Annotated in this window: 18 protein-coding genes; 9 read left to right on the top strand and 9 right to left on the bottom strand. The window is 64.1% G+C overall.

The features are described from left to right. Positions 1-32: 32 nt before the first annotated feature. Both C84B14_RS05880 and C84B14_RS05875 read left to right on the top strand, forming a co-directional pair. A complete protein-coding gene (locus C84B14_RS05880; RefSeq protein ID WP_353222546.1) occupies positions 33-254 on the top strand; it encodes an addiction module protein in 222 nt (73 codons plus the stop codon). A gap of 26 nt (positions 255-280) precedes the next feature. Then, on the top strand, positions 281-511 hold the full coding sequence (locus C84B14_RS05875; protein ID WP_353222544.1) for a type II toxin-antitoxin system RelE/ParE family toxin: 231 nt from the start codon (positions 281-283) through the stop codon (positions 509-511). 50 nt (positions 512-561) lie between these two features. Here the strand turns inward: C84B14_RS05875 and C84B14_RS05870 are convergent, their stop codons facing one another. Next, positions 562-1,434, bottom strand: a complete 873-nt coding sequence (locus C84B14_RS05870) for an AEC family transporter (protein ID WP_353222543.1) — start codon at positions 1,432-1,434, stop codon at positions 562-564. 143 nt (positions 1,435-1,577) lie between these two features. Here C84B14_RS05870 and hmuQ point away from each other — a divergent pair, with 143 nt between their 5' ends. Both hmuQ and C84B14_RS05860 read left to right on the top strand, forming a co-directional pair. Then, on the top strand, positions 1,578-1,880 hold the full coding sequence (gene hmuQ / locus C84B14_RS05865; RefSeq protein ID WP_353222541.1) for a heme-degrading protein HmuQ: 303 nt from the start codon (positions 1,578-1,580) through the stop codon (positions 1,878-1,880). Positions 1,881-1,898: 18 nt separating this feature from the next. Continuing rightward, complete coding sequence (locus C84B14_RS05860) at positions 1,899-2,441, top strand: MAPEG family protein (RefSeq protein WP_348765141.1); 543 nt, start codon at positions 1,899-1,901, stop codon at positions 2,439-2,441. On the opposite strand, the gene C84B14_RS05855 is transcribed toward C84B14_RS05860, so the two are convergent. Continuing rightward, a complete protein-coding gene (locus C84B14_RS05855; protein ID WP_353222539.1) occupies positions 2,430-3,323 on the bottom strand; it encodes a DNA ligase in 894 nt (297 codons plus the stop codon). The two genes, C84B14_RS05860 and C84B14_RS05855, sit on opposite strands and share 12 nt — an antisense overlap. Positions 3,324-3,412: 89 nt before the next feature. Here C84B14_RS05855 and C84B14_RS05850 point away from each other — a divergent pair, with 89 nt between their 5' ends. After that, positions 3,413-4,300 carry a polysaccharide deacetylase family protein gene (locus C84B14_RS05850; protein WP_353222537.1) on the top strand — a complete coding sequence of 296 codons (888 nt, stop codon included), beginning with the start codon at positions 3,413-3,415 and terminating at the stop codon, positions 4,298-4,300. Between the two features lie 184 nt (positions 4,301-4,484). On the opposite strand, the gene C84B14_RS05845 is transcribed toward C84B14_RS05850, so the two are convergent. The 6 genes from C84B14_RS05845 to C84B14_RS05820 form a co-directional block, all read right to left on the bottom strand. Then, positions 4,485-5,531 carry a proline racemase family protein gene (locus C84B14_RS05845; protein ID WP_353222535.1) on the bottom strand — a complete coding sequence of 349 codons (1,047 nt, stop codon included), beginning with the start codon at positions 5,529-5,531 and terminating at the stop codon, positions 4,485-4,487. 41 nt (positions 5,532-5,572) lie between these two features. Then, positions 5,573-6,739: an alcohol dehydrogenase catalytic domain-containing protein gene (locus C84B14_RS05840; protein WP_353222533.1), complete on the bottom strand. Its 1,167-nt coding sequence runs from the start codon at positions 6,737-6,739 to the stop codon at positions 5,573-5,575. Between the two features lie 131 nt (positions 6,740-6,870). Then, complete coding sequence (locus C84B14_RS05835) at positions 6,871-7,251, bottom strand: hypothetical protein (protein WP_353222531.1); 381 nt, start codon at positions 7,249-7,251, stop codon at positions 6,871-6,873. After that, positions 7,244-7,444 (bottom strand): hypothetical protein, encoded by a 201-nt coding sequence (locus tag C84B14_RS05830; protein ID WP_353222529.1) that lies wholly within the window; start codon positions 7,442-7,444, stop codon positions 7,244-7,246. The genes C84B14_RS05835 and C84B14_RS05830 overlap by 8 nt, the downstream gene beginning before the upstream one ends. A gap of 116 nt (positions 7,445-7,560) precedes the next feature. Continuing rightward, complete coding sequence (locus tag C84B14_RS05825) at positions 7,561-8,487, bottom strand: glutathione S-transferase family protein (RefSeq protein ID WP_353222527.1); 927 nt, start codon at positions 8,485-8,487, stop codon at positions 7,561-7,563. 81 nt (positions 8,488-8,568) lie between these two features. Next, a complete protein-coding gene (locus C84B14_RS05820) occupies positions 8,569-9,747 on the bottom strand; it encodes an MFS transporter (RefSeq protein ID WP_353222525.1) in 1,179 nt (392 codons plus the stop codon). Between the two features lie 151 nt (positions 9,748-9,898). Between C84B14_RS05820 and C84B14_RS05815 the strand changes: the two genes are divergently transcribed. From C84B14_RS05815 to C84B14_RS05805, 3 genes are all read left to right on the top strand, one after another. Continuing rightward, positions 9,899-10,960, top strand: a complete 1,062-nt coding sequence (locus C84B14_RS05815) for an amidohydrolase family protein (RefSeq protein WP_353222523.1) — start codon at positions 9,899-9,901, stop codon at positions 10,958-10,960. A gap of 42 nt (positions 10,961-11,002) precedes the next feature. Beyond that, the gene (locus C84B14_RS05810) at positions 11,003-12,244 is read left to right on the top strand and encodes a cation:proton antiporter (RefSeq protein ID WP_353222521.1); all 1,242 of its coding nucleotides are present in this window, start codon (positions 11,003-11,005) and stop codon (positions 12,242-12,244) included. A 102-nt stretch (positions 12,245-12,346) separates the two neighbouring features. Next, positions 12,347-12,871, top strand: coding sequence for a phenolic acid decarboxylase (locus C84B14_RS05805; protein ID WP_348767941.1), 525 nt, complete (start codon positions 12,347-12,349; stop codon positions 12,869-12,871). A 10-nt stretch (positions 12,872-12,881) separates the two neighbouring features. Here the strand turns inward: C84B14_RS05805 and C84B14_RS05800 are convergent, their stop codons facing one another. Continuing rightward, the gene (locus C84B14_RS05800; protein WP_353222519.1) at positions 12,882-13,751 is read right to left on the bottom strand and encodes a LysR family transcriptional regulator; all 870 of its coding nucleotides are present in this window, start codon (positions 13,749-13,751) and stop codon (positions 12,882-12,884) included. A gap of 526 nt (positions 13,752-14,277) precedes the next feature. Between C84B14_RS05800 and yghU the strand changes: the two genes are divergently transcribed. After that, complete coding sequence (gene yghU / locus C84B14_RS05795) at positions 14,278-15,153, top strand: glutathione-dependent disulfide-bond oxidoreductase (protein ID WP_353222517.1); 876 nt, start codon at positions 14,278-14,280, stop codon at positions 15,151-15,153. The last annotated feature ends 94 nt before the right edge of the window (positions 15,154-15,247 follow it).

Raw genomic sequence — 15,247 nt, 5'->3', positions numbered from 1 at the left:
TGCGGATGCGTTGATTACGCTATTCGCTACCCATGATCGATACGAACCTAATATCCAAGGTCAAAGAACTCTCGCTTGCTGAACGATTGGAGTTCATTGAGGCGGTGTGGGAAACGATTGGTACGGAAGAGGTGCCTGTAACAGCTGCCGAGCAGTCGTTACTGGACGCGCGTATCGCCGATGCTGAAGCTGATCCGGTTGACGAAAGTCCGTGGTCCGACGTTCGCGAGCGCCTCAAACGCCAGCTGCCTTGATCTACAACGTCTAGCGTCGACGCGATGTGGTTGAAGCGCAGCAGTGGTACGAACAGCAGCAGGCCGGCTTGGCAGCCGAGTTCAACGCTGAATTCGACGCCCTAATGGACCCGCAGAAATACCGCCGTATACGGCGAGCAGTGCTGCGCCGATTTCCGTTTCTGGTTTGGTATCAGGTGCAAGAAAGCCGAATTACGATACTCGCGTGTACGCACGGCAAGGCGAATCCGAGCAAATTACCCTCGCGGCTTCGCTGACGTCTTTTCCAGCATGAAGCGTAACCGGGCAAGCGATCGCAATCCAGGCGCTATAGCACGCAATAAAGCGCAATCGGTATGACCGCCAGCGCGATTACATGACCAACGGCCACGATTGCGGCGACCTGTTGCGGGGCGATCTCGAACTGTTCGGCGAGCATGTAGTTGAGCACGGCCGGCGGCAGGGCGCCGAATACGATCAGCAGGGCGGCCAGCGGCGGGGCGGGCTGGGTGATCAATACCCAGGGCACGGCCACGATCAGGCCGGTGAGCGGGCAGGCCAGCCCACCCCAGAAGCCGGCAGACCACTGGCCCGGCGCGCCGTCGGCCAGGCGCACGCCCAGCGCGACAAGCATGAGCGGGATGGATATCTCGCCGAGCATGCGAATACCGGGCTCGATCATCGCGGGGGCATGCCAGTCCATGACCATGCCGAGCACGCCGGCAAAGGTGGCCACCAGCATCGGGTTGGTCGCCAGACGCTTGATATGAATCGAGTCGCCCAGCAGCCACAGGCCAACGGTGAATTGCAGCAGGTTTTCGGTGACCAGCAGCACCACGGCCAACGGCAGGGCGTCTTCGCCGAAGGCGAGAATGGCCAGCGGCAGGCCCAGGTTGCCGCAGTTGTTGAACATTGTCGGGCCGATATAGACCGCCGGGTCACGTTTCGTGAATCGTACCCAGGCCCAGGCCAGCAGGCCCGAGCCGAGTACGATGACCGTGGCGCCGATCGCGGCACTGATGAAGTGGTCCCCGCCCTGTGAGCGCTCGGTCAGGGCATGAAAGATCAGCGCCGGGGTGAAGATGTTGATGTTGAGCCGGTTCGCGTCGCGTAGATCGGTCGGGCGCCGGCGACCGTAGGCATAGGCCAGGGCGATGATGCCGAACACCGGCACCGTGATTTCGAGAATACGAATCAGCAAAACGGCTCCTGGTAGGGCAGGCGCGACGGCGAGGCCCGTTCACAAAGCGCGCCATTGTAGCTGTATTGCGCAATGATCGTCGTGTCATGGGCCGCCGGGCGATGCGTATACTCGCAACGGTTTTTCATAGATGGGAGCAGGCCATGTTCATCGCCATGAACCGTTTCAAGATCAAGCCCGGCTGCGAAGAAGAGTTTCTCGCGATCTGGCGTGAGCGCGACAGTCATCTGGAGGGCGTACCTGGCTTCAAGCAGTTCAATATGTTGCAGGGCGCGACCAACGACGAGTACACCCTGTTTGCTTCGCACTCGGAGTGGGAATCGCGCGCGGCCTTCGAGGCCTGGACCCAGAGCGAGGCCTTTCGCAAGGCCCATGCGAATGCGGGCGCACGCCGCGATATCTATCTCGGCCCGCCCCAGTTCGAGGGATTCGACGTCAAAATCTAATACGCGTCCGGCGCTTCTATGCGGCACTTATCGGCCCATCAGCGCGGCGTGCTTCGCGGCATGGCCGCAGGTGCCATCGTGGCGGCTGTCGTGGTGTGGGGCGGCGCGTTCGTCGATGTATTCGGCCCGTTCGACAACGACCTGGCCACGCGGTTGTCGATTGCCAGCGGTGCGTCCTTATTGCCGGCACTCTGCCTTATGGTCGCGATTGGGCGCATCGCAAAGCATCGCTTCTTTCATGCGGCAGATATCGACGGCGCCGGTCTCACCGAGGGCTCGTCGCGCGTGCAGTTGTTGCGCGCGCTGGCCCAGAACACGCACGAGCAGGTGATGCTGGCCGTGGTCGCGTATTTTGCCTGGGCGCTGCTCATGCCTATCGACACACTGTCGTCCGTGGTGCTCGCGGCCATCGCGTTCGTGCTCGGCCGTATTCTGTTTTTCACCGGCTACGAACGCGGCGCGCCGGCGCGCTCGCTGGGTTTCACTGCCTGTTTCTACCCCACGGCGCTGATGCTGGCCACGGTTGCGGTGGTCGGCACTTCGCGGTGGCTATTCGCTTGAGCCAGGGCTTGATTGCGGTTCGGGCGGTGGCCCGTCGGGTCGTCGCCGGAGAAAACGGGCAAACCGCGGCAGGCCGGTCGCGGTTTCGCCGTTGTATCGGTAGGTAATCCAGCTGCCGACCGGCGGTGGCTCGGCACGCTCCGCGTCGGTAAAGCCGCTGCCGATGGCGAATTCGCGGCCGTCGGGTGTACGCACGTCGAGCGAGCCCATCAGCCCCTCGAGCCGGCCCTGGCCGGGGTTGATGGCGGTGACGATGGCTTCGGCGTCGTCGTAGGGCTTGAGCTTGAGCAGGTCGTCGCTGCGCCCGGAACGATAGGGCGCGTCCCCGCGGTGCAGAATGAGGCCTTCGCCGCCGCGGGCGAGCACCGCGTCGAGTGCTGCATCGAGCGCGGCCGTATCCTCGACCTTGAACTGACGAATCGCCACCACCCAGGGCTGGTTGATTGCAGCGACGGTTTCGCGAATGGCCGGCACGCGCTTATCGAAATCGCCGCCGTGCGCGGGCAGGTCAAACACGCGATAGCTGATCTGGCGCCAGTCGCTATCCTGGGCGTCGTGCGTTCGCAGGATGCCGGAAACGCGGGCGAATTCGCCGTAGTCTATCCACAGCTCGCCGTCCATGGGCGTATCGGGCCAGCCGGCGGTGAACCAGGCCGGCGGGTCGATCGGCGTGCCGCCGCGGGTGATCAATGACGTGCCGGTCCAGTAGCCGCGTACGCCGTCGTATTTTTCGCTTACCCAGTAGTCGGCCAGATCGGTCTGGCCGTCGTAGCGTTCGGCCAGCGTGACCGGCGGCGGCTCGGCGGCCGCGAGCGCGCCCGCGAGTAGTACCAGCAGTACGCCGATCAGAAACCTGGGTCGCTTCGTGTGTCCAGAATGCATCGCTTGCCCCCCACCTTCGACGCTAGCGCAGATGGCCGACGTATGCATCCCGCAATTACACTTGAGCAGCCATTCCTGCCTGTATTGCCATGCCACGAACGACTCGAAGCCACGGGCGCTATCGTTACAGCGCCATCGTCGACCGCCCCGATTTCGACTGGCCCGAAGGCCGGCGGCTGGCGGTGTATATCGGGCTGAATCTTGAACACTTCGATTTCGGCCAGGGCCACGGCGCCGCGCTTGCGAGCGGGCGGCGCGAACCCGATGTGCTCAACTATGCCTGGCGTGACTACGGCAACCGCGTGGGGGCCTGGCGCATGCTGGAGATGTTCGAAGCACTTGATCTGCCGGTGGGGTTGATCGTGAACAGCACGATCGCCGACTACTGCCCCGAACTGGTCATCGCCTATCGAGAACGCCTGCATACCGAGCTGATCGCCCACGGGCGTACCAACAGCGAATCCCAGAACGAATTCGACGAAGCCGGCGAGGCTGCATTGATTGCCGAATCACGCTTTCGTCTAAGCCAAACGTTCGACGAAACGCCTGCCGGCTGGCTCGGCCCGTGGATCGCGCAAAGCGAGATCACCCCGGATCTGCTGGCCGAAGCCGGCTTTGGCTATCACCTGGACTGGTGCCACGACGATCAGCCCACCTGGATGGCCACCCGCGACGGCGGACGCATTCTATCGGTGCCTTACCCGCAGGAGATCAACGACATCCCGTCGATCGTGGCCCACCATATCGACTATCGCGAGTTCGCTGCCCGTATCGTCGACCAGTTCGACGAGATGCGCGAGCAGGCGCGAAACCAGCCCCTGGTCATGGGCATCGCGCTGCACCCCTATATCGTCGGCCAGCCGTTTCGCCTGCGCGTCTTACGCCAAGCGCTGGCCCATGTCGCGGCCGCGCGCGACGATGTCTGGCTGACCACGCCGGGCGCGATCGCCCGCCATTTCGAAGCCGTTGCGCCGTAGCGTCCTTTCGCAAGCGTCATGAGCGGCCTTGCATTGGCCGTGCGTGGCTCGGTCAGGTCGGCCACCAACGCGGTCGTTGTACGACGTCGCGAAACCGATCCACCAACTTCCGCCTGTTGCGTTCACGGGCGGAATGAAGACATCCAAGAACGACGCGCCCGCGCGACGAGCGAACACGCAAAACTTAGTCCCGAGATTGTGTGCAGGTCAGGATGCCGCGCAGCTGGGAACTGTCGACCAGTTCGTCGTCCGGGTTCACAACGATCTGCGAGCGGGCGATGACGTAGGCCTTGCCGGTGATGGTGTTTTCCACCACGTCGTAGCCGCCGGCCCGGGCGACGCGCGTGAACGTGCCCAGAAAGCTCGATCCGCGCAGCGACACCGTTTCCAGGGTATCGCCCGGCTGCATGCGGCCTTCGTAGTGCATCAACGCCATGCGCGCGGAGGTGCCGGTGCCCGTGGTGCTGCGACAGATCACGCCGGGGTGTACATAGGTGGCCGAGCGCGAGCGATAGTGGCCGGCTCCGGTCTGTTCGACCTCGCCCATGAAGTGCAGAAACGGCAGCGGCCCGACATCGCCGAGCTCGTAATGGGAAAAGCCGCGTTCTTGCAGAATCGCCTCGACGATCGCCTGGGCACAGTGGGCCAGCCGCGACTCCTCGTCGCGGGTCAGCGAAAAGCCCAGCTCGGCGGCGTCCACCAGCGCATAGAAGCCGCCGCTATAGGCAATGCTGTAGGTCACCTCACCAATCAGCGGCACGTGAATCGTGGCGCGATGGGTATCGATATAGCTGGGCAGGCCTTCGCAGGTGATGGCCTCGACTACGCCGTTCTCGACCCGTGCTTCGATCGCCACGCGCCCGGCGGGCGATTCCAGCACGAACTGCTGGCGGCCTTCGCGCTTGGGGATCATGTGGTTGTCGAGCAGGGCAGTGGCCGTACAGATGGTGTTGGAGCCGGAGTAGATGGGGTAACCCATCACTTCCATGATGATATAGCCGGCCTGCGCCTCGGGATTGGACGGCGGCACGATCAGGTCCACCGACATCTCCGGGATGCCGTAGGGCTCTTCGAGCAGGACGGTGCGCAGGCCGTCGGCATGGTCGCGCAGGTATTCCATCTGCTGGCGTACCGTCGCGCCGGGCAGGCGGGTGATGCCGCCCACGACGATGCGGCTGACGTCGCCGCCGGCATGGGTATCGATGATCTGAAACGTCAGTTCTGCGCTCATGCCACGGTCTCTTGCAAAATGCTGCTGCGAATTCGGCGTGTTCAGGCGCTCAGCGCGTAGCGGGCGCCGTGCTGGTCCCACTGGCTGTCGGGTACGATCACGATCTTGCCCAGGTAATTGCTCGACCGATCCACGAAATAGCGCTCGGCTTCATGCAGTTCCGAGAGCTTGAACGCGGCATGCAGCACCGGCTGGAGCTCACCGCCGCGAATCCAGCGCATGAGCTGTTCGGCCTCATCGCGGGTACCGTGGGAGACACCGAAAATCTGCACCTGATAGAGATAGATACGCGTCCAAAGCACCTCGCTGACATTGCCGCCGCTCGCACCGGCGATGCTCAGACGCGGATAGGTCCTGCGCCGGCCCATGTCGAAGATCATCGTATCGATGAAGCGATGCGTCATGTCGCCGCCCACCAGATCCATGACCGCATCGATGGGCTCGTCGCCGGTGGCCTCACGAACCGTCTGGGTGAAGTTCTCCATATCGGCACGATCGAACACCGCTTCGGCGCCCAGTGCTCGCAGCGCGTCGGCCTTGTCGGGCGTGCTCAGCGCGTAGGGAATGGCGCCGATCACCCGGCACAGCTGGATGAGTGCCGTGCCCACGCCGCCGCTGGCGCCGGTGACCAGCACGCGCTCGCCGGCGACGATATTCGCCGCCGTGAGCATGTGGTAGCCGGTCTGGTAGGAGCACATGCCCAGGCTGGCCAGTTCGGCATCGCTCAGATCGTTGTCGATGGCATGGAACTGGTCGGCGGGCACGGCCACATACTCGGCATAGCCGCCGTCGGCACCGTGGCCGTAGTAGTCGGGGGTGAGGTTGATGTCGCGCCGAGGGCCGTCGGCGGTATCGCCGTAGATATTGAAGTCCAGCAGGCCCCGGTCGCCGATGCGCGAGGCATCGATGCCGTCGCCGACCGCTGCCACCCGGCCGACGATATCCGCGCCCTGGATACGCGGGAACGTCAGCGTGGGCGTGCCGCCGATCGCGAACGAGGTCACGTCGCCGGCTTCACGCGTCGGGTAGAGGCCTTCACGGGCCTTGCGGTCGGTATTGTTCTTGGCCGTGGCGGTCACACGGACCACTACTTCGCCGGCCCCGGGTGTGGGGGTGCGCACATCGTCCTGGTAGACGAGCTTGTCCACGCCGCCGTGGCCGGTCAGCCGCATCGCGTGCATGGTGTCGGGCAGTGCTTGCGCAGTCATGGTGGGGCTCGTCGGTCGGTGCATCCAATTCATGACCGACGGTATCAAAGACGGCCGCGCTGCCCGTAATCCGATATGCGAAACGCGCCGGGCATAGCCGCCAACAGCGGCGCGTGCCGGCGCCGTCGGCTTCAACGCGCCTCGGCGACCAGCTCGGTCAGGCGTTGGGTGACCATCTTGTAGCGCTCCCGCGCGGCCTGGCTGCCCAGCGTAGTGGCCATGGCGCGATCCTGGGCCGGGACCACCGAGCGCACGTAGCTGATGCGGGCATCGCGATATGCGCGGTAGACGTTATCGCAGGCCGACTGCGCCCTCGCGGCCGCGCTGCGCGGGCTTACGCTGTAGTCCGCCGCATAGGGCATGGCCGCAGCATAGGCACATTGCCAATAGCGCTGATAGGCCGGCTCGGTTGGATCCTCGGGCGGGCCGCCCGCGCAGCCGGCGAGAAGCACGGCCGCCAGAAGTGCGAGCAGCCTCGCGCCGACTGCGCGTAGCGAATACGGCTCATTCATCGTGGCTGTCGGGGGCGTTGCGCTCGGTGGGTCGCTGGCCCTGTGGGCCCTTGGTGCTGGCGTTGGGGTTCTTGCGGGCCTCGCGGCGCTGCTGGAACTTGCCCCACACGTCGCGCGCGGTGCGCTTGATACGTTCCTGGTTTTCCGGTTTGCGCAACCAGTTGGCGGCCATCGCGCCCAGTGCTCGTTTCATGACTCGGCCTCTATCGGCGGGTCGGATTGATGAAACGATGATGGTGGCATGGACGGGTTGGTACAACGCCCCGGCTCGGTTTTTTCGCAATAGGCCGACGGCGGGGCCTGGCTGGACTACGCCTGTACTGCCTCGATACGAAAACCGTCGCGCGGGAAATGCACGCGAACGGGCTGTCCGTCCGGGCCGTCGCGTTGAATGGTCATGCTCTCGGCCGCGATCGATACCAGCTCGCCCTGGCTGGGTTCGGTGCCGTAATCGGTGGCCGCAACCGAAACCCGCGTGCCGGGCGCGAGTCCGGCTTCGACTGCGGCCGGCAGCGGTTGCCATTGCTCGCAGCGCGCGGCGATCTGCTGTGCCTGGCCGGCATCGATCTCCTCGCGGGTGCCGTGTCCCAGCGCGCGGATGCGATCGGCCCAGCCCAGCAGGTTCGGGTAATCATCAAGCAGGGGCGCGACGCCGGGGTTCGAGCGGATATACCAGATGGGGTGGTAGATCGAGAAATCGGCAATGCAGGGGCGCTCGCCGAACAGAAAGTCGCGGTCGGTCAGCTGTCGATCCAGCGCATCGAGCGTTGGCGGCAGAACGGCGTCGGAGTACGCCGCGTCCGGGCGTGCGACATGGCCGCCCTTGAATAACGCCGCGCGGTCGGCACCAAAGCTGGCCAGATAGTCTTCGCCGAGTTTTTCGATGAGCACCTTACGACCGGCCGGACGAAACATCACCGGTACGGCGGCCAGGAACAGGCGCTTGTCGCCGAGCTGTTCGAGCCCGATGACGCTCGCGATTTCGGTCTTAGGAAAAAGGCCGGGTGCCGGCGAGAGTCGCTCGATCTGGCGTGTGATCAGATGCGTATCGGCATAGATGTCGCGCCCGATCTGCATGACCGGCGTCTTGCGATAGCCGCCCGTCAGGGCGACCAGGTCGGGCTTGGGCATGATGCGTGGAATCAGTACCGACTGCCATTCGAGCTGCTTGTAGCCCAGCACGGCACGGACCTTTTCAGAAAAAGGCGACGCCTCGTAATGGTGAAGAATGATCATGGGCATATGCCGGCTCGAAACGAAAACACCGGCGCAGTCTGCCGGGACGTAAAGCCAGGCGCCAGTAATTCAGGCGCCGATTCAAACGCTAGCTTGCCGATGCTGGCCTCGGGCCGCGGCATACACGCAATAACCGGCCACCGCAGCGAAGACCAGGCAAATACCCATCACCACGCCCCAGCCGGCCCATTCGTAGAGCGACACCATGACGCTGGAGCCCAGCGTGCCCCCGGCGAATACGGCCGCCACGAACAAGGCGCTCACCGTGCCGGACTGCGAACGGGCGAAGTAGTCGTTGAGCAACACGATCTGCGTGGCCTGCTGAAACACCATGCTGCCGCACAGAAGCACCACGCCCACGACGAGCGCCGGGAACGAGCCCTGAATCACGCCGCATAGGCCGACGACGAACAGAATGGCCGCCACCAGTGTGGCATTGGGCAATCCGCGGCTGATACGCGTGATCGCGGGTGCGCCCAGCGACGTGGCAATGCCGACGGCATAACCGCCGTAGACGATGGCCAGCATCAATGCGCCGCCCCGCTTGTAGCCGATTTCGAATGGCAAACAGGTGAGTACCGTGGTCAATACGCCAAAGGCCAGTGCCAGGCCCGGGTAGGACAGGGTCACCTGGCAGCGCCAGCTTTTCTTTTGTTCGACCGGCGCGATCGTCGTATCGCCAGCGGTGGTCGGCCGGCGCGGTATTTCGCTGGCCAGTTCGGGCGGGTCGCGCAGCAGCCAGGCCGAGAAAAGCAGCATCGCCGTGATCGCGAGGCTGCCGATCTGCCAGTGTTCGAAGGTGACCGAACCGACCGCAATCAGCCGGCCGCCCACCCCGCCGACGATGGTGCCCGCGGTATAGAACGCCAGGTCGCGGGCGCGATTGTCCGAGCCCTGGATATTGGATGAACCGGTGATCACGGCCGGAATGAGCAATGGCAGCAGAAACACCTGCAGCGCGCGCAGGGTGAAATAGGGCAGCGAATCGAACGCCACGGCCTGTGCCGCGAACAGCGCGGCCAGCAGCAGTTCGGTGACGATGACGATACGCATCGCCCGCGCCACGGTAATGAAACGCCCGAACAACACCGGCCCCGAGGTAAGCACGATGAAGGCGAACGTCATCGGCATCGCGGCCCACAGCACCGATACATCGAAGCTGGTCTGGATACGCGCGGCCAGCGGCTGCGGAAAATAGATCGCCGCGGCCGCGGCCGCGCCGGCAACGCCCAGGCGTATGCCGTCTCGATAAGCACTCATGTCAGGGGTCCGATGAAACCACGAGACCTCTAGCAAGCCTGAATATGTCTGCTACATCAAATAACCGTGCACGGTCTTTCAAGAAACGAACGCTCGTTCGGTGGTAAGTTGCCTGCACAAAAACGAATCGCCTGATGCGCTGAGGAGCCCCATGGCCGCGAACGCCGACGTACTCGACCCCGACCGCCCGATCATCGACCCCCATCATCATCTCTGGGATCGTTCACGGCTGGATCTGGGCGCCATGCCGTTTGCCGAGCATGGCTTCAGCCGCATGCTGCGCGATCGCTCGCGCTACATGCTCGACGAACTGCTCGCCGATACCGACCGCGGCCACGACATCCGCGCGACGGTGTTCATCGAATGCCGGTCCATGTACCGCGCCGAGGGCGCGAAAGCCCTGCGCAGCGTGGGCGAAACCGAGTTCGTCAACGGCGTGGCGGCGGTGGCGGCCAGCGGCGTCTATGGCGATACGCGCGCCTGTGCAGGCATTGTCGGCCATGCCGATCTGCGCCTGGGCGCGGACGTGGCCGAGGTGTTGGAGGCCCATCTGGCGGCCGGGCAGGGGCGCTTTCGCGGCATTCGCCATAGTGCGGCCTACGATGCCGACGACAACGTGCTGGGCCCGTTGTCCACGCGGGGCACGCCGGCCCACTTGCTGCGCGACGCGGATTTTCGCAAGGGCTTTGCCGAGCTCGCACCGCGCGGGCTGAGTTTCGATGCCTGGCTGCTGGAGCCCCAGCTGCCCGATCTGGTCGACCTGGCGCGGGCGTTTCCGGACACCGCCATCGTGCTCGACCACGTCGGCGGACCGGTCGGTATCGGTGCGTATGCGGGTCGGCGCGATACCCGCTTCGACGAATGGCGCGCCCAGATCCAGGCACTGGCGGCCTGCGACAATGTGGTCGTCAAACTTGGCGGGCTGGCGATGCCGTTCGCCGGCTTCGAGTGGTCCTACGACCAACGCCCCGACTCGCACGAGTCGCTCGCGCAGGCCTGGGCACCGTATATCGAAACCTGTATCGAAGCCTTCGGCGCGACGCGCTGCATGTTCGAAAGCAACTTCCCGGTGGATCACTTCACCTGCGATTACGCCACGCTCTGGAACGCCTTCAAGTATCTGGCACGCGGCTGTTCGGAAGACGAAAAGAACGCGCTGTTCTTCGATACCGCGGCGCGGGTTTACCGTCTGGATTCGATATCGAGGTCGTGAGACAACGCGCTATCCTGTCGCGTTTTTGCCGGGGGACAGGCCGTGGGTCTGCTACAGATTAGCGCCATCGTGGTATCGCTGGCCGCGGTGCTCGCGTTCGTCAATTATCGCCTCGTCGGCCTGCCGACCACCATCGGCGTGATGCTGCTCAGCTTGATGGTGTCGGCCGCACTGGTCGCCGCGGATTACTTCGGCCTCCTCGCGGTTCGCGAACAAACCGGCAGCTGGTGGCTGGCCATCGACTTCAATCGAACGTTGATGGACGGCATGCTCAGCTTTCTGCTGTTCGCCGGCGCATTGCAGGTCAACCTGGGCGATCTGTGGAAGCATCGCTTTTCCATCGGCGTGCTGGCATCGGTGGGGGTGGTGCTGTCCACCGCGATCATCGGCTGCGTGACCTATGTGCTCGTGCCGTATCTGGGTTTTGAGCTGAGCTTTGTCTATTGCCTGCTGTTCGGCGCGCTGATCACGCCCACCGATCCCATCGCCGTGCTGGCCCTGCTCAAGCAGGCCGGTGTATCGCAGGAGCTTGAAACCAATATCACCGGCGAGTCGCTGTTCAACGACGGCGTGGCCGTGGTCGTCTTTCTGGCCCTGCTTGGCCTGACCGGGGCCGGCCATGTGGAAGGCGCGGGCGAAATCGCGCTGTTGTTCCTCCAGGAAGTGGTCGGCGGTGCGTTGCTCGGCCTGGCCCTGGGCGGGCTGGCCTTCTGGATGCTGCGCCGCATGGACGATCATCAGGTGGAGATTCTGGTGACGCTGGCCGTGGTGCTGGGCGGCTATCAGCTGGCGCTGGTGCTGCATGCCTCGGGGCCGATCGCCATGGTCATCGCCGGCCTGCTGGTGGGTAACCACGGGCGCCTGTTCGCCATGAGCGACACCACCCGTGCGCATCTGGACACCTTCTGGGAAATCGTCGACGAAATCCTCAACACCGTGTTGTTCGTGATGATCGGCCTGGAGATGATCCATATCACCCTCGACGGGCGCTATCTGCTGGCCGGCGTCTGCGCGATTCCGCTGGTGCTGATCACCCGCTACGGCTGCGTAAGCATGGCCCTGCAGCTGGTGCGCCCCTGGCACCGTCTGGGCGATAACGCCAGCGCGCTGCTCACCTGGGCCGGGCTGCGCGGCGGTATCTCGGTGGCCCTGGCTCTGGCGCTACCACCCGGCGAAGCCCGCGATACGATTCTCACGATCACCTATTGCGTGGTGTTGTTTTCGATCGTGGTCCAGGGCTTGAGCGTGGGTCGGGTTATTCGCCGCTTGAACCGCGATCTCTGACATATCTAATTTTTCGATTTAAAAGCCGCAGAATCCGCGCTTTTTATATTCGATAAGCGGGTCGATCATGAGGTTCGATTTCTCGACTACGGGATGGACCCCATGATCACCGAAGAATCTTTCGAATCCACCCAGCCGGATGCGCTCGCCGCCTTCGTCGGCCGCCATTTCATCTACACCTACGACAACGGCTGGCAGTACGAGATGTACATCAAGAATGCCCGCACGATCGACTACCGTATTCATAGCGGCATGGTGGGCGGCCGCTGGGTTCGCGATCAGGCGGTGCATCTGGCGCGTTTGTCGGACGACGTGTGCAAAGTGTCGTGGAACGAGCCGACCGGCACCTCGGTAAGCGTGGCGGTGAATTTTGCCGAGCGCCATCTGCACGGCGTGATCTTTTTCCCGCGCTGGGTCGCTGATGCGCCCGAGAAGACGGTCTGCTATCAGAATGACCACCTGGAAACCATGCTGGAATATCGCGACGCCGGCCCGACGTATCCCACCCTGGTCATCGACGAGTTCGCCACGGTCACCTTTCTGGAGCGCTGCGACGTGGATGACGAAAGCGTGGTTGCACAGGCGCCGGATCAACTGCCCGAAGGCTACGCCGACCGTCGCAACTAGCGCTGCTGCCCTAGGCGTCGCGCAGCAGCTGGGCGAGTGCACGGGTCGCCGTACCCGCGTCGGCTTCGTCGGCATAGCAGAGCGCCAGTGGGATCGGACGCCGGGCAGGGCCGGACACGGCCAGCGGCACCAGCTGCCCGGCGTCGACATAGGGCGCGGCCAGATGTGCCGGCAACCAGCCCCAGCACAGCCCGCTGGCCACGGCCTCGACCGCGGCTTCAAGAGTGTTGACCTGCCAGACACGGCCGTTCGCTGGCGCCAGCGTGGCTGCCTTGGCCGATGCGCCTTCGCCGGTAATCGATACACAGCGATGCCCGGCCAGGGTGGACGCCGACAGTGGGCGGCCGCTTCGGCGGTGCAGTGCATGCGCGGGGCAGGCCAGGGCCAGCATGTCGACATCCAGTAGAGGGCGCTGGTCTGTCCGGGCAGGCGCCCATGCAACGATTGCCAGATCGAAACCCGGTTCGCCGTATGTGGCCAGCCTTGTCGCTTCGCGTAGATCGATCTCGACCTGCGGGTAAGCGGCGCTGAAGGCGCGTAGCGCGGCAAACAGTTTGCTGCGCGGATAGATGCTGTCCACATGCAGGCGCACGCTGGCCTGGGTTTCGGTCAGGGCCAGCGCGCGTTGTTCGATGCGCAGCAGTTCGTCGACCAGCGGCACGGCTTCAGCCAGCAGGCTACGCCCGGCATCGGTGAGTTGCGCTTTGCGGCCGTCGATTACGAGCAGATCAACGCCGGCGCGCTCCTGCAAACGAGCCACGGCATAGCTCACCGCCGACTGGCTGCGATTGAGGCGTTCAGCAGCCTGGGCAAAGCCGCCGTATTCAACGATGGCCTGCAGTACACGCCACTGTTCCAGCGTGGTCTTAGGAATACGCATCGCAGATCGATTCCGAACGTCGTTGAGTTCGTTGCATGACTTTTAATCTCGCCTGGTCGCAGTTTCTAATGTCGTATTCTCGCAGCCGCCCGACGCGCTGCTGCGACTGTTATCGCCGGGCTGGGCTCGCGTACCGGCCGGTGGTCTTGCCGCGCCGATGCAGGGTTCGACCATAATTAGAGAAGCTCTGCATAACCTCTCGCGGATCGCGTTCGAGTCCTCACAGACGGTGCGGCAAGGCGTCCGGGCGCAGCGCAGCGCCTGCCTTTCTGGCAGGTCAAGCCTGGCAACGCCGCCGCGGCGTCTGTGAGGCCGAACCCCGTCGGGCCGCCGGCTTTGCGCGCGCTTGAACAGCGTCAGTGTTCGCTACCGCGCAGCAAGCACGCTACGCTCTCACTTGTCTGTCAATCGCGCGCAAAGCACGCCGGCGCGACCGTGACAGGTCGTGCAGAGCTTCCCTAGATTCGACGCGAAGGCCCGGCCTCCGGATAATCGTGCGTACACGATCTTCGAGAGCGCGCAGCCAATGAGCGACAACAACCATTACACACCGCCGAAAGTCTGGACCTGGGAGAAGGGCAGCGGCGGCAAGTTCGCCAATATCAATCGCCCGGTCGCCGGTCCGACCCACGAAGCGGAGCTGTCGGTCGGCAAGCACGACTTCCAGCTTTATTCGCTGGCCACGCCCAACGGGGTGAAGGCGACGGTGATGTTCGAGGAGCTGCTCGAACTCGGCCACAAGGGGGCCGAATACGACGCCTGGCCGATCAATATCGGCGAAGGCGAGCAGTTTTCCAGCGGCTATGTGGCCATCAACCCGAACTCCAAGATCCCCGTGATGGTCGACTACAGCACGGCCAACCCCACGCGGGTGTTCGAATCAGGCTCGATCTTGCTCTATCTGGCGGAAAAATTCGGTGAGTTTCTGCCCGGCGATCACGGTGCGCGAACGGAGGCGATGAACTGGCTGTTCTGGCAGATGGGCAGTGCGCCTTATCTGGGCGGCGGCTTCGGGCACTTCTATGCCTATGCGCCCGAGAAGATGCAGTACCCGATCGATCGCTTCACCATGGAAGTCAAACGTCAGCTCGACGTGCTCGATCGGCGTCTGGCCGAATCGCAGTATCTGGCAGGCGGCGAATACAGCATCGCCGATATCGCTACCTGGCCCTGGTACGGCGCGCTCGCGCTCGGCCGCCTCTACGACGCGGGCGAATTCCTGCAGGTTCAGGAATACGAGAACGTTCAGCGCTGGGCACAGGAAATCGATGCGCGTGCCGCGGTACAGCGCGGGCGTATGGTCAACCGTGTCTGGGGTGAGCCGCACGAACAACTTCGCGAGCGTCACGACGCCAGCGATTTCGAGCGCCGTACCCAGGACAAGCTCGACGCGGCGGATTGAGCGCCGTGCTGCCGTCGCGCTCGTCCCGTTCGAGCCGGGCAGGCCGGTCACGAAGCTGTGGGTGCCTGAAAGCGCGCCACGGCCTGGCCTGGGC

The organism is Salinisphaera sp. C84B14 (genome assembly GCF_040361435.1).
GTDB lineage: Bacteria > Pseudomonadota > Gammaproteobacteria > Nevskiales > Salinisphaeraceae > Salinisphaera.
The sequence above is the reverse complement of the archived record's forward strand: the minus strand, read 5'-3'. Positions and strand labels throughout refer to the sequence as shown.